This is a genomic window from Azohydromonas lata NBRC 102462 (genome assembly GCF_001571085.1).
Classification (GTDB): Bacteria; Pseudomonadota; Gammaproteobacteria; order Burkholderiales; family Burkholderiaceae_C; genus Azohydromonas; species Azohydromonas lata.
Genome location: NZ_BCTC01000002.1, coordinates 44117 through 58066 on the forward strand (window position 1 = coordinate 44117; position 13950 = coordinate 58066).

Genomic DNA, 13950 nt, shown 5'->3' on the forward strand with positions numbered 1-13950 from the left:
CGCAGCGCTTGCCGCTTTCCCCGTCAGTAGCGGTAGGTGTCGGGCTTGTACGGGCCCTGCTTGGGCACGCCGATGTACGCGGCCTGCTCGTCGCTCAGCTCGGTGAGCATGGCGCCGACCTTCTTCAGGTGCAGCCGGGCCACCTTCTCGTCCAGGTGCTTGGGCAGCACGTACACCTTGCCCACGTCGTAGGCGTCGCTGTGCGTGAACAGCTCGATCTGGGCGATGGTCTGGTTGGCGAAGGAGGAGCTCATCACGAAGCTGGGGTGGCCGGTGGCGCAGCCCAGGTTCACCAGGCGGCCCTTGGCCAGCAGGATGATGCGCTTGCCGTCCGGGAACACCACGTGGTCCACCTGGGGCTTGATCTCCTCCCACTTGCACTGCTGCTCCAGCTTGGCGACCTGGATCTCGTTGTCGAAGTGGCCGATGTTGCAGACGATGGCCTGGTCCTTCATGGCGGCCATGTGCTCGAAGGTGATGACGTCGCGGTTGCCGGTGGTGGTGACGAAGATGTCGCCCTTGTCGGCGGCCCACTCCATGGTCACGACCTTGAAGCCTTCCATCGCGGCCTGCAGCGCGTTGATGGGGTCGATCTCGGTCACCCACACCTGGGCGCTGAGCGCGCGCAGGGCCTGGGCGGAGCCCTTGCCCACGTCGCCGTAGCCGCACACCACGGCCACCTTGCCGGCGATCATCACGTCGGTGGCGCGCTTGATGCCGTCCACCAGCGACTCGCGGCAGCCGTAGAGGTTGTCGAACTTGCTCTTGGTGACGGAGTCGTTGACGTTGATGGCGCGGAACAGCAGCGTGCCCTTGGCGCTCATTTCCTTGAGGCGGTGCACGCCGGTGGTGGTCTCCTCGGTCACGCCGACGATTTGGGCGGACTTGCGCGAGTACCAGGTGCTGTCCTCGGCCAGCTTGGCCTTGATGGCGCTGAAGAGCTCGCGCTCTTCCTCGGAGGTCGGGTTGGCGATGAGGCTGGCGTCCTTCTCGGCGCGCTTGCCCAGGTGCATGAGCAGCGTGGCGTCGCCGCCGTCGTCCAGGATCATGTTGGGGCCTTCGCCCTCGCTGCCCTTGGCGCCGAACTCGAAGATGCGGTGCGTGTAGTCCCAGTAGTCCTTGAGCGTCTCGCCCTTGTAGGCGAACACCGGGGTGCCGGTGGCCACCAGCGCGGCGGCGGCGTGGTCCTGGGTGGAGAAGATGTTGCACGAGGCCCAGCGCACTTCGGCGCCCAGCGCCTGCAGCGTCTCCACCAGCACGGCGGTCTGGATGGTCATGTGCAGGCTGCCGGTGATGCGCGCGCCCTTGAGCGGCTGCTGCGCGGCGAACTCCTCGCGGGTGGCCATCAGGCCGGGCATCTCGGTTTCCGCGATGCGGATTTCCTTGCGGCCCCAGTCGGCCAGGGAGGCGTCAGCGATGACGTAGTCTTGAGCGGGCTTGAGAACGGCGTTCATGGAGGCTCCAGTGCAGAGCCCGCAACGCACGCGCATGCCGGGAGGACGGACTCACCCACGTGCCGGACGTTGCGGGTGAGCGCGGTTGCTTGGGAAAGGCTTCCGAGCCTGGGGCCAGGGTCCTGACGCGGACAGCCGACCTTGCAACGCTCCTCGGAAAGGCGGCCATTGTAGCCACGGGTTTCGCGCCGGTTGGGTGCCGGGTCATTGCGCATCGGCCGCGCGCGAGAGCTTTTCACGCTGTGCCTCGTAGGCTTCCACGAAGGCGCGCGCCGAGAAGGGGTCGGACTGTTCCTGCAGTTGCGCCTGCGCCTGGGCATGCAGCGCGCAGTAGCGCTCCCACAGCTGCGCCTTGCGCCACACGTCCAGCGGCGCGCCCCAGCCGCCGCGCCCGGGGCGCTGCGGCTCCAGGGCCTGTGGCGCGAGTTGGGCGAGCTGCGCGTCCAGTGCCGCGCGCGCTCCGGCCAGCAGCGCGATCTCGTGCGTGCGCACGTCCTCGAAGGCCTCGCGCACCGCCGCCAGCGGCGGGATGAAGCCGCGGCGCAGCGGGCCCAGCAGGTGCGCCAGCGCGGTGTCCACGTCCGGCGAGAATTTCAGGGCGTTGTTCTCGCGTGCCTGCAGCCGCGTGCCCGCCGCGCCCAGCTCGCGCTTGGCCACGTGGCGCGCGGCCAGCAACTGCAGCAGCCCGCCCAAGGCCTCGTGCAGCAGCCGGCCAACGAGCTGCAGGTCCTGCGCCGTGGGTGCCGGCGGCATGGGCTGCTCCAGCCCGCCATACAGCGCCCCCAGCAGCACCGCCGCGTCGGCTGCGGCAGGTGCGCTCGCCGCGGCGGGCTGGGGGGACGTGCCGGGCGCGGGCCCGGAAGGCGTGCCGGCCGCAGGCGCCCGCATGGGTGCGGACGCATCCATATCGGGCGGCGGCGCGGCAGCACCCAGCACCTCGCTGAAGGCGCTTGGGCGGGCGGCGGGCGCTGCAGCGGCAGGGGTGGGCAAGTCCCGGATCGCCGCGGGCGAGGGCGCTTCGGCGGCCTCGGCCTCGGCTTCCAGCAGGTAGGGGCCTATGCGCAGGCTCATGCCTGGAGCCAGGGGCGCTTCGGCTTGCGCGCCCAGGGCCTGGCCGCCGATTTCCACCGCGAGGTTGGCGCCCAGCCGGCGTATGAAAAAGCGGCCCTCGCGCCAGCTCACCTGCGCATGGCGGCGCGACATCAGGCGTTGGGCGTCGGCCAGTACCAGCGTGCAGTCGATGCCGCGTCCGATGTAGCCACCGGCGGTGTCGAAGCGGGCCACGGTCGGTGCCGGCAGCGGCTGGCCGCCGTGGGAGAGCACTCGGATCAGCATGGTTTGAACCCTCGGGGCCGTGGTGCAACACAAGCGCAACGGGCCATGCTACTGCCGCACCTGGCGGCAGTCGCGGCGCGGCCTCACACCCCCAGGCGGGCCTCCATGGGGTTGGCTCCCCAGGGGGGCTCTTCAGGGTGCCCAAGGTTCAATTGACAGTCCAACAGCCCAGGGTCTTAATTCCCCGGTTCGCTTGCCGCCCCGTTGGAAAGTTGCCGGAGGCCAAAGCCATGTTGCGTGTGCTCATGCTGTTTGCCGCGATCGCGATGCCGCTGGGCACGCGCGCCGCCGACGCGCCCGGGGGCATCACCATCCTCGAAGGCGAGGCGCTGATCTACCGCGGCGCGGGCCGCGTGCGGGCGGCCGAGGGCCTGGCGCTGGCGCCGGGGGACATCGTCGAAACGGCGGCCTCCACCTTCATGCAGCTCGAACTGGCCGACCGCAGCGTGGCCCAACTGGGCCCGGCCACGCGGGCCTTCTTGATGGCGTCGAGTGAGCGCTCGCTGTACGTGCTGCAGGGTTGGGCCAAGGTGCGGCTGCCCACGGCCGAGGGCAAGGCCGTGCCGCTGGCCGTGCGCACGCCGCTGGCCGAGTTGCAATCCGCGCCCTGCACCGTGGTGCTGCACGTGCTGCCCGCAGCGCTGACGCTGTTCGTCGAAGGCGGCCCGGTGCGCGTGGCCGAGCGCGGCGCCGGTGCGGCCCCCGCGCCGCAGTCGCTCAGCGAAGGCGTGCTGTACCAGCGCAAGCCCGGTGCGCGCGGCGAGACGGTGTCGGCGGCCACGTCCGGGCTGCTGCAGGACATGCCGCGCCCTTTCCGCGACTCGCTGCCGCTGCGCGCCGAGCGCTGGCGCGACCAGGCCGTGGCGGCCAAGGCGGCGCCGGATTTCGGCTATGCCGACGTCGAGCCCTGGCTCAAGGCCGAGCCCGCGCTGCGCCGGCCGCTGGTGCAGCGCTGGAAGGCCAAGGCGCGCGAGCCGGCCTTCCGCGCCGCGCTGGTGTCCAACCTGGCGGCCCACCCCGAGTGGGACCCCATCCTCTTTCCCGAGAAGTACCTGCCCAAGCACGCCTCGGCGCCGGCAGGCCCGCGTCGCGCTGACCCCGGAGGCTCACCGTGAAGCTGCTGTTGAAGTTCAACCTGGTATTCATCCTGATCTTCGCCCTGGGCTTCGCGGCCACGGGCTTCGTGTCCTGGCGGCTGCTGGAGCGCAATGCGCGCGAGGAGATCGCCGGCAGCGCCAAGCTGCTCATGGACACCGCGCTGGCCACGCGCAACTACACCTCCGCGCAGATCGGCCCGCTGCTGGAGACGCAGATGAAGTACAGCTTCCTGCCCCAGTCCATCCCCGCGTACTCGGCCACCGAGGTCTTCAACGACCTGCGCAAGAAGCACGACGAGTACGGCTACAAGGAGGCGGTGCTCAACCCCACCAACCCGCGCGACCGCGCCGTGGAGTGGGAGGCCGACATCGTCACGCAGTTCCGCGGCAACGCCGAGGCCACCGAGCTCATAGGCGACCGCGACACGCCCACGGGCCGCTCCTTCTACGTGGCGCGCCCCATACGCATCACCAACCCCGCGTGCCTGCGCTGCCACAGCTCCGTGGAGGTGGCTCCCAAGACGCTGGTGGACCGCTACGGCCCGGCCAACGGCTTCGGCTGGAACCTCAACGAGGTGGTGGGCGCGCAAATCATCTCCGTGCCCACCAAGGTGGCGCTGGACCGCGCGGAGCGGGTCTACACGGTGTTCATGGGGTCGATCGCCGGCGTGTTCCTGGCCATCGGCGTGGTGCTCAACCTGATGCTGTGGGCCATGGTCATTCGCCCGGTGGACCACCTCTCGCGCTTTGCCGACCGCGTGAGCCTCGGTGAGCTGGACATCCCCGACTTCGAGCGCACCGCCAACGACGAGATCGGCGTGCTCGCGCGCTCCATCGCCCGCATGCGCACCAGCATGGTCCAGGCGATGAAGATGCTCGACGGCTGAGGCCGCGCGCGCCGCCGACCGTCCCGCACACATGGCCATCCCCGAACGCCTGGGCAAGTACCCGATCACGGAAGTGATCGGCCGGGGGGCCATGGGCATCGTCTACCGCGGCTACGACCCGGTGATCAAGCGCCCGGTGGCCATCAAGACCATCCACAAGGAGCTGATCGAGGACGACGACAAGGCGCAGTCGCTGTCCGAGCGCTTTCGCCGCGAGGCGCAGGCCGCGGGCACGCTCAGCCACCCGGGCATCGTCTCGGTGTACGAGTACGGCGAGGACGGCCCCTGGGCCTACATCGCCATGGAGTACGTGCAGGGCCACAGCCTGCGCGAGTACCTGGACCGCCGCACCGACTTCGACGAGCGCGACGTGGCCAGCACCATGGCGCAGCTGCTGGACGCGCTGGAGTACGCGCACAGCCACGAGATCTGGCACCGCGATATCAAGCCCGCCAACATCCTGGTGATGGGCAACGGGCGCATCAAGCTCACCGACTTCGGCATCGCCCGCATTGAGTCCGCCGACCGCACGCGCACCAACATCATCATGGGCACGCCGGGCTACATCGCGCCGGAGTTCTACTTGGGCGGCGTGCTGGACCACCGCGTGGACATCTTCTCCGCCGGCGTGCTGCTGTACCACCTGCTGGCGCGCCAGCCGCCCTTCCGCGGCCGGCTGGAGGCGGTGATGCACGACGTCTGCTACCACGACCCCGAGCCGCCCTCGGCCGTGGACCCGCAGCACCGCTGGCCGCAGTTCGACGCCGTGGTGGCGCGCGCGCTGGCCAAGGCGCCGGCCGAGCGGTTTCAAAGCGCCGCGGCCTTCCGCTGCGCGCTGCTGGCGCAGTACGGCCGCCCGCTGGCCGACACCATCTCCGAGTCCACCATCATTGCCTCGGGTCCGCCGGCGCGGCCGCTGGTGCCGGACACCGCGCACCCGCCCGCGCCGGCCTCGGTGCTGAGCCCGGCGCAGCCCAGCACGCCGCCGCCCACGGGCTGGAGCCCGCCCGTGCTCAAGGACGTGGAGCTGGCCCTGGCCCGCCACGTCGGCCCCGTGGCGCGGGTGCTGGTGCGCCGCGCCGCGCAGCAGCACAAGTCGCTGGGGCCGCTGGCGGCGGCCCTGGCCGAAACCCTGGACAAGCCCGTGGATCGCGAGGTGTTCCTGCGCACGGTGCTGGGCCGCGCCACGGTGCCGGCACCGGCCACCCTGGGCGTGGGCGCCACGATGGGCGGCACGCCCACGCCCACGCCGCTGGCCACGGGCGGGCCCGCGCTCACCCCGGCCGACGTGGAGCACGCCACGCGGGTGCTGACCACCTACATCGGCCCCATCGCCCGCGTCGTGACCAAGCGCGCCGCGGCCCGCGGCGGCAGCCGCCGCGCCTTCCTCGACGAGGTGGCGCGCAGCCTCGACGACGAGGCGCAACGCCAGCGCTTCCTGCGCGAGGCCGCGGCGGGCCACTGAGGCTCGCTTGGGCGAGGGCCGTACGCATGCAACCCGGGCCTCCGACCCCTGCGCCCGCGGCCGACGCGGCGGCTGGTCCGCCCGCGCCCGCGCTGCCGCCGCCCGCTGCGACGGCGGCTGACGAGGCCACGCTGTTCGCGCCGCAACGGCCGCAACCCGCGGCCGCGCTCGCGGACAACGAGGCGACGCTTTTTGCCGCGGACCTTCAAGCGCCGCCTGCTGCCGCGCCCGCGGACGCAGACGCCACGCTGATCCCCGGCCGCGCCGTGCCTGCCCTCCCGCCGCGGCGTGAACCCGACGTGGAGGACGCGGACCGCACGCTGTTCGCCGCACCCGCGGCATGGGGCGGGCTGCCGCGCATGCCCCAGCCCGGCGCAGGGCCTGCGCCCAAGGAGGCCGATTCGCAACCCACGCAATACGCGCAGCCCACGCAATACGAGCACTACGAGCAATACGCGCAGGCGGACGCCGATGCCGAGGACGCCACGCTGCACATGCCCGCGCCCGGCGGCCTGCGCACGCTGCTGCCGCACCGGCCGGCCGCAGCGCCGGCTGCGCAGGGGCCCCAGCCGCGTGCGCCGCGTGCGGGCGTGGAGCTGCAGCGGCTGGTGGCCGGCGTCAACCCGCTGTTGGGCGCGGCCAGCGTGCTGCTGGCGCTGGTGGCGCGGCTGCGTGCCTCCAGCGCGCATGCCGACCCGGACGGCCTGCGCCGCCAGCTCCTGGCGCACATGGCCGACTTCGAGGCCCAGGCCGCCGTCGCCGGGGTGCCGCGCCCGCGCATCAGCGCCGCGCGCTACCTGCTTTGCAGCTTCCTGGACGAGGTGATCGCCGCCACCCCTTGGGGCCTGGGCACCTGGGAAGCCCGCACGCTGCTGGGCGAATTCCACGAGGAGCGCCTGGGGGGCGACAAGTGCTTCGAGCTGCTGGAGCGCTTGGGCCAGGACCCGGCCGCCAACGCCGACGTGCTGGAGCTGTTCTACGTCTGCTTGGCGCTGGGCTTCGAGGGCCGCTACCGGGGCCAGCCGGATGGGCCGGCGCGGCTGGAGGCCATCGCCGAACGCGTGCTGGCCGAGGTGCGGCCCGCCGCGCTGCAGCCCCCGCGCGAGGCGCGCAGCCTGTCGCTGCGCTGGCAGGGGGTGTCCGCGCCGCTGCAGCCGGGCTTGCGCCTGCCGCCGCTGTGGAGCGTGGCGCTGCTGGCCGCGGCGCTGGTGCTGGCGGCGCTGCTGGGTTTTCAGCTTCGGCTGGCGGCGCAGGCGCAGCCGCTGCTGCGCGAGCTGCATGCGCTGCCCGCGCTGCTGTTGGGCCAGCGTGCGCCGGCCGATGCGGCTGTCGCGGCGGGGCCGGCCCGCCTGGCGCCGCTGCTGCAGGCCGACGTGGCCGCGGGCGCGCTGGCGGTGCGCGACGAGCGGCTGCGCTCGGTGCTCACGCTGCCGGCCGACGCGCTGTTCAAGGGCGGCGGGGCCGCGCTGCAGCCGCACGCGCCAGCGCTGCTGGGCCGCGTGGCGCAGGCGCTGCGCTCCCAGCCCGGGCAGGTCGCCGTCATAGGCCACAGCGATGACGCCCCCGCCGCCTCGCTGCAGTACCCCAGCGCTTGGCACCTCTCGCGCGCCCGCGCGCAGGCGGTGCTGGACGAGCTCGCACGCCAGGGCGTCGACGCGCAGCGCCTGCATGCCGAGGGCCGCGCCGACGCCGAGCCCATCGCGGGCGGGCGCTCCGCCCAGGACCGGGCCCGCAACCGGCGCGTCGAGATCGAGCTGCGGCTGCCGCGGCCTCAGGAGTGACATGGCGACGCAGGCGTTTCGTCGTTCAGCGCCGGGGGCAGGGCCATGACCCGGCCTGAGCTGCCCTGGCTGCGCCCGCTGCTGCAGGCCGCCGGCGTGCTCGCCGCGGGCGCGCTCATCTGGTGGGTGGGCCCGCTGGTGGCCGTGGCCGGCGTGGTGCCCCTGGCCGGCGAGGCGGCGCGCGGTGCGGCGCTGGCGGCGCTGCTGGCGCTGAGCCTGGCGCTGGCAGGCGGCAAGGCGCTCAAGTCCCGCCGCAACAACGCCAGGCTGCTCGACGGCCTGGTGGCGCAGGAGGAGCCGGCGGCGCCCACGGCCGAAGTCGAGCTGCTTGGGCAGCGCTTCAAGGAGGCGGCGGCCCAACTGCGCCGCGCGCGCTTGGGCGGGCGCGGCGCCTGGCGCCGGCTGCTGTCGCCGGGTCGCTACCTTTACGAGCTGCCCTGGTACGTGATCATCGGCGCGCCCGGCGCGGGCAAGACCACGGCGCTGGCGAATGCCGGCTTGAACTTCCCGCTGCCGCAGCAGCTCGGCCACGGCCAGGCCCTGCGCGGCGTGGGCGGCACGCGCAACTGCGACTGGTGGTTCACCGACCAGGCCGTGCTCATAGACACCGCCGGCCGCTACACCACGCAGGACAGCCACCAGGCCACGGACCGCGCCGCCTGGCTGGGTTTCCTGGAGCTGCTCAAGCGCCACCGCCCGCGCCGGCCCATCAACGGCGTGCTGCTCACCGTCAGCATCGCCGACCTGTTGGGCGCCGACGCCCAAGCGCGCCACGCCCACGCACTGGCCCTGCGCGCGCGCATCGCCGAGCTGCGCCAGCGCCTTGGGCTGCGCTTCCCGGTCTACGTGCTCGTGACCAAGACCGACCTGCTGGCCGGCTTCATGGAGTTCTTCGCCGACCTGGACAAGGACGAGCGCGCCCAGGTCTGGGGTTTCACCTTGCCGGCCGAAGGCGCTCCGGCCGACCCGCTGCCGCTCATCGGCAGCGAGCTCGCCGCGCTGGAAAAGCGCCTGGGCGAATACCTGCTGGAGCGGCTGCATGCCGAGGCGGACCGCGAGCGCCGCGCGGCGCTGTTCGCCTTTCCCCAGCAGTGGCGGCTGCTGCACGAGCTGCTGCTGGAGCTGCTGCAGACCACCTTCGCGCCGCAGGATGGGGGCGACGCGGCCGAGAGCGCGGGTGCGGGTGCGGGTGCGGCCGGCGCGGTGCCTGTGCCCGCGCTGCTGCGCGGCGTGTACTTCACCAGCGCCACGCAGGAGGGCACGCCCATGGACCGCGCGTTGGGCGGCATCGCACGCGCGCTGGGGCTGTCGGCGCGGCTGCTGGCGCCGGCGCGGCCGAGCGGGCGCAGCTTCTTCGTCACCCGGCTGCTGCGCGACGTGGTCTTCGCCGAGGCCGGGCTGGCCGGCCTGAACCTGCGCCGCGAGCGCCGCCGCACGGCGCTGCAACTGGGCTTGAGCGGCTTGTGCCTGGCGCTGGCGGCGGGCGTGACGCTGCTGGGCTGGCGTGCCTACCTGGCCAACCGGGACCTGCTGGCCGGCGCCGCGGCGCGGCTGCCCGCGCTGCGCCAGCAGGCGCAGATGGTGCAGGCCACCGCGCCCACGGACCTGGTGGCGCTGCTGCCCGTGCTCGGCGGCGTGGAGCGTTTCGCGCAGGGGGCGGGCGAGGCGGGCCCGCCGGCCCAGGCCGTGGCGCCGGCCCGCCCGCAAGAGGGCGCGGCGGCCTTGTGGTCGCTGGGCCTGGACCGGCATGAGCTGCTGGCCTCGGCCGCGGACGACGCCTATGCGCGGCTGCTGCGCGAGGCCTTGCAGCCCCGCATCGCCGCGCGGCTGGAGACGCGGCTGCGCAGCGGCGCGCGCGAGCACGTCGAGCTGGTCTACGAGGCCTTGCGCGCCTACCTGATGCTTTTCGCCGGCCGCAACTTCGACGCCGCGGCGCTGCGCGCCGACCTGGCCTCCGACTGGGAAGCCACGCTGCCGGCCTCCGAGGCCGAGCGTGCCGCGCTGCTGCACCACCTGCAGCGGCTGCTGGCCGGCGGCGAGGTGGGGGCGCCGCAGCGCGCCGACCCGCAGCTCATCGCCCAAGCGCGCGCGCTGGTGGCGGGCGTGCCCGTGGCCGAGCGCGTCTACAACCGGCTGCGCCAGGGCGATGCCGGGGCCGCGCCCTTCAGCATCGCCTCGGTGGCCGGGGCAGGGGCCACCCGGTTCTTCGCCCGCGCCAGCGGGCGGCCGCTGGACGAGGGCGTGCCCGGCTTCTACACGCGGGCGGTCTACCCGCAGCGCCTGCGCGAGCGCACGCAGGAGGTGCTGCGCCAGCTCGACCGCGAGCGCGCCTGGGTGCTGGGCTCGGCCGGCGCCCGCGCCATGCCCATCGCGCTCAACGTGCCGGCGCCCGGCAGCACGGCGGGCGCCGCCGCGGGCGCGGGGCCGGCGTCAGGCGCGGCTGCAGGCCCAAGCCCGGCGCCCGCCTCGCCCAACGTCTCGCTGGCCGAGGCGGTGGAGCGGCTGTACCTGTCGGACCACGCGCGCCAATGGGACGCTTTCATCTCCGACCTGCGGCTGGCGCCCACGCCCACGCCGGCCGCCAGCATCGAGCTGGCGCAGGCGCTGTCGCGCGCCGACTCGCCCTTGGCGCAACTGCTGCGCGCGCTGGCACGCGAGGTGGCGGCGTCACCCGTGCTGGCCCAAGGCCACGAGGCGCTGGCGCGCTTCGTGGCCGGCACGCCCGCGCCGCTGGACGACGCGCTGTCGCTGCTGGGCGCCGCGGGCCAGCAGCTCACCGTGATCGAGGACGCGCTGCGCAACCGCAACCTGCCGCCGCCCGGTCCGGCCCTCAGGAACCTGGCCACCGTCGCGGCGCAGGCGCCTGCCCCCGTCAATGCGCTGCTGTCGCCCTTTGCCGCCACGGCCGGTGTACAGGCGCTGGCCGCGCTGCGCGAGCCGCTGTCGCGCCAGCTCTCGGCTGAGGTCGGCACCGCCTGCAGCCGCGCGCTGGAAGGCCGCTACCCCTTCGCGCGCGGCGCGGCGCAGGAGGTGGCGCGCGAGGACTTCATCCGCTTCTTCGGCACCGGCGGCGTGGTGGACGGTTTTGTCCAACGCCAGTTGCTGCCCTACGGCGAGAGCGCCGCGCCGGCGGCTTTCCAGCGCGCACGGCAGGTGCGCGAGGCCTTCTTCAGCGACGGCGGCCGGCGCTTCGGCGTGCAACTGGAGCTGCGGCTGCTGGAGCTGGACCCGGCGCTGTCGGACTTCAGCATCGACGTGGACGGCCAGGCGCTGCGCTTTCGGCGCGAGCTCAAGGCGGCGCAGACCCTGCGCTGGCCGGCGTCCGCGGACGCGCCCGGCCGCGTGACGCTGCGCGCCGGGCAGGGCAGCGGCTACAGCTTCGAGGGCCCCTGGGCACTGCTGCGGCTGTTCGACCGCGTGCGCATGGAGCCCTTGGGCGGCGGCCGCGTGGCGCTGGTCTTTGACGTGGAGGGCCGCAAGGCCCGCTTCGAAGCACGCAGCGCCACGGCGCTCAACCCCTTGCTGCGCACCGAGCTGGAGTCCTTCACATGTCCCAGACACCTGTGACGACCCTGACCCCCGCCATGGCACCCACGCCCGCGGCGCTGCTGCCCGGCTGGTACGGGAAGCTGCCGCATTTGGGCGATTTCGCCTCGCGCCGGCTGCCTGACGCGTTCATCGTCGGCTGGGACGCCTGGCTGGGCCAGGCGCTGGCCGACTCGCGCCAGGCGCTGGGCGGGCGCTGGCTGGCGGGCTACCTGGTGGCGCCCATCGTCCGCTTCTGGCTGGCGCCGGGCCTGCTGGGCGCCGGCGCCTGGGCCGGCCTGATCATGCCCAGCGTGGACCGCGTCGGCCGCCACTTCCCGCTCACCGTGGCGCAGGCCGGCGTGCCGCTGGCGCAGGCGCAGGCGGCGCCGGGCTGGTTCGCGGCCCTGGACGCCGCCATGCGCCTGGCGCTGGACGTGGATTTCACCGTGGACGACCTGGAGCGGACGCTGTCGCAGGCGGTGCGGCACTCGCCTTTGCCCGCACCGGCGGGCGAAGCCGCGGCCCCCGAGGCGGCTGCGGGCAGCCTGTGGTGGTTCCCCAGCGCCGGCGGCGAGCTGCGCTGCCACTTCGACGCGTTGCCGCCGGTGCAGGCGCTCAGCGGGCTGCTGGGAGCCTGCGCATGAAGCCGCTGCCGCGCCAATGGCTGTGCCTGCTCATGCTGGCGGCCGTGCTGCTGGTCGCGGCGGGGCGGGCCCTGGGGGCGGGCGAGGGCAGCGAGGTGACGCAGGCGCGCATCGCGCTGGTCATCGGCAACGCCGCCTACCGCGGCGATCCGCTGGACAACCCGGTCAACGACGCGCGGCTGGTGGCCGGCGTGCTGAAAAAGGCCGGCTTCGACGTGACGCTGGCGCAGGACCTGAACCGCGCCGCGCTGCTGGAGGCGCTGCGCGGCTTCGGCAACCGTCTCAACGAGAACACCGTGGCGCTGCTGTACTACGCCGGCCACGGGCTGCAACTGCGCGACCGCAACTACTTCATCCCGGTGGACGCGGAAATCCGCAGCGAGGACGAGATCCCCATTGCCGGCATCGACGTGGGCTTCGTCCTTGGGCGCATGGCGCATGCGCGCAGCCCCGTCAACCTGGTGATCCTGGACGCCTGCCGCAACAACCCCTTCCTGGGCAAGACGGTGTCGGCGCAGGGCCTGGCGCAGATGGACGCGCCCGTGGGCACCTTGCTGGCCTACGCCACCGCGCCGGGCAAGCTGGCGGCGGACTCCGGCAGCGGCGCCAACGGCGTCTATGCCGCGCACCTGGCCAGGCACCTGCTCACGCCGGGCCTGTCGGTGGAGCAGGTTTTCAAGCGCGTGCGCGAAGGCGTGGTGCGCGAGACGCAGCAGCAGCAGGTGCCCTGGGAAAGCTCTTCGCTGCAGGGCGAGTTCGCCTTCGTCCCCGGCGTGGCGGCGCCGGCCCTGGCGCAAGGGGGCGACGAGGCCGGCGAGATCGCCTTCTGGAACAGCATTTCAAGCGCCAGCCGCGCCGACGAATATCGCGCCTACCTGCGCCAGTACCCGCAGGGCCGTTTTGCTTCTCTGGCGCAGGCGCGGCTGGCGGCATTCACAGCCGCGCCGGCCGCGGTGGCCGCAGCATCAGCGGCCACCACCGTGGGGGCGGGTGTGGCGGCGGCGGCGCCGGCCACCGGCCCATCCACCGCCGCTTCGCCCGCCGTGCCCGCACAGGCGGAGCTGCCGCCCTCGCAAACCGTGGCCGCTGCACCGGTGGCCGTGCCCGCGCCGCCGCCGTCCGCGGGCACGCTGCCGGCCGGCGTGGCGCATGCGCAGGCGCTGCCGCGCGTGGGCGACCGCTGGCGCTACCGGGTGCAGGACCAGTTCCGCCTGGGCGACCTGTTCGTGAGCGCCCGCGTGGAGGCGCTCACCGCCGAGGGCGTGGCCGAGAGCTGGAGCACCACCTCCGACGCCAAGCTGCGCACCGCCGTGGCGGCGCTGGCGCCGGGTTTTCATGAGCTGCCGGGCTGGACGCTCACGCCGCCGGAGTTCTCGCCCTACCTGCTGGCCGCGGGCGGCTGGCAGCCGGGTGAGGCGCTGGGCACGACGTCGCGGCGGGTGGAGCAGCTCAGCGTGCCGCTGCAGGCGCGCGTGGAGGGCGAGGAGGACATTCAGGTCGCCGCCGGCCGCTTCCGGGCGCTCAAGGTCGTGCTCAGCGGGCGCGTGGCGCCGCGCGGGGGCAAGGCGGTGAGCATGGAGCAGACCGTCTGGTACGCGCCGGCCGTCAAGCGCATGGTGAAAAGCACCATCTCCACCAGCGTGGGCGGCACGCTGCGCGAGGCCACCAGCTTCGAGCTGGTGGAGTACGAGCTGCACTGAAGATTTTTTCGGTTTTTCGAAAAAGGCTTGAACCGGGTTCGGCGCCGCTGCAACTGAAA

Annotated in this window: 9 protein-coding genes and 1 riboswitch; of the genes, 7 read left to right on the plus strand and 2 right to left on the minus strand. The window is 73.6% G+C overall.

The genetic code is table 11. The annotated features are described in order from the left end of the window. Window positions 1–23 precede the first annotated feature (23 nt). A complete protein-coding gene (gene ahcY, locus ALA01S_RS01215) occupies window positions 24–1454 on the minus strand; it encodes an adenosylhomocysteinase (RefSeq protein ID WP_066330903.1) in 1431 nt (476 codons plus the stop codon). Between the two features lie 70 nt (window positions 1455–1524). Next, window positions 1525–1615, minus strand: a riboswitch (S-adenosyl-L-homocysteine riboswitch). A 43-nt stretch (window positions 1616–1658) separates the two neighbouring features. After that, window positions 1659–2789, minus strand: a complete 1131-nt coding sequence (gene tagH / locus ALA01S_RS01220) for a type VI secretion system-associated FHA domain protein TagH (protein WP_066330905.1) — start codon at window positions 2787–2789, stop codon at window positions 1659–1661. Between the two features lie 230 nt (window positions 2790–3019). Between tagH and ALA01S_RS01225 the strand changes: the two genes are divergently transcribed. Genes ALA01S_RS01225 through ALA01S_RS01255 form a run of 7 tightly spaced genes read left to right on the plus strand, consistent with a single transcriptional unit; the run spans window position 3020 to window position 13891 of the window. Next, window positions 3020–3904: a FecR family protein gene (locus ALA01S_RS01225; protein ID WP_066330907.1), complete on the plus strand. Its 885-nt coding sequence runs from the start codon at window positions 3020–3022 to the stop codon at window positions 3902–3904. After that, window positions 3901–4773 (plus strand): Tll0287-like domain-containing protein, encoded by an 873-nt coding sequence (locus tag ALA01S_RS01230; protein ID WP_066330909.1) that lies wholly within the window; start codon window positions 3901–3903, stop codon window positions 4771–4773. Before ALA01S_RS01225 ends, ALA01S_RS01230 begins: the two co-directional genes overlap by 4 nt. Before the next feature lie 31 nt (window positions 4774–4804). Then, window positions 4805–6238: a serine/threonine-protein kinase gene (locus ALA01S_RS01235; protein ID WP_066330911.1), complete on the plus strand. Its 1434-nt coding sequence runs from the start codon at window positions 4805–4807 to the stop codon at window positions 6236–6238. A gap of 26 nt (window positions 6239–6264) precedes the next feature. Beyond that, window positions 6265–8019 (plus strand): type IVB secretion system protein IcmH/DotU, encoded by a 1755-nt coding sequence (gene icmH / locus ALA01S_RS01240; RefSeq protein ID WP_066330913.1) that lies wholly within the window; start codon window positions 6265–6267, stop codon window positions 8017–8019. A 45-nt stretch (window positions 8020–8064) separates the two neighbouring features. Continuing rightward, window positions 8065–11586 carry a type VI secretion system membrane subunit TssM gene (gene tssM / locus ALA01S_RS01245; protein WP_066330915.1) on the plus strand — a complete coding sequence of 1174 codons (3522 nt, stop codon included), beginning with the start codon at window positions 8065–8067 and terminating at the stop codon, window positions 11584–11586. Next, window positions 11568–12191 carry a type VI secretion system-associated protein TagF gene (tagF, locus tag ALA01S_RS01250; RefSeq protein ID WP_238455653.1) on the plus strand — a complete coding sequence of 208 codons (624 nt, stop codon included), beginning with the start codon at window positions 11568–11570 and terminating at the stop codon, window positions 12189–12191. Before tssM ends, tagF begins: the two co-directional genes overlap by 19 nt. Then, window positions 12188–13891: a caspase family protein gene (locus tag ALA01S_RS01255; protein WP_066330921.1), complete on the plus strand. Its 1704-nt coding sequence runs from the start codon at window positions 12188–12190 to the stop codon at window positions 13889–13891. Before tagF ends, ALA01S_RS01255 begins: the two co-directional genes overlap by 4 nt. Window positions 13892–13950: the final 59 nt, after the last annotated feature.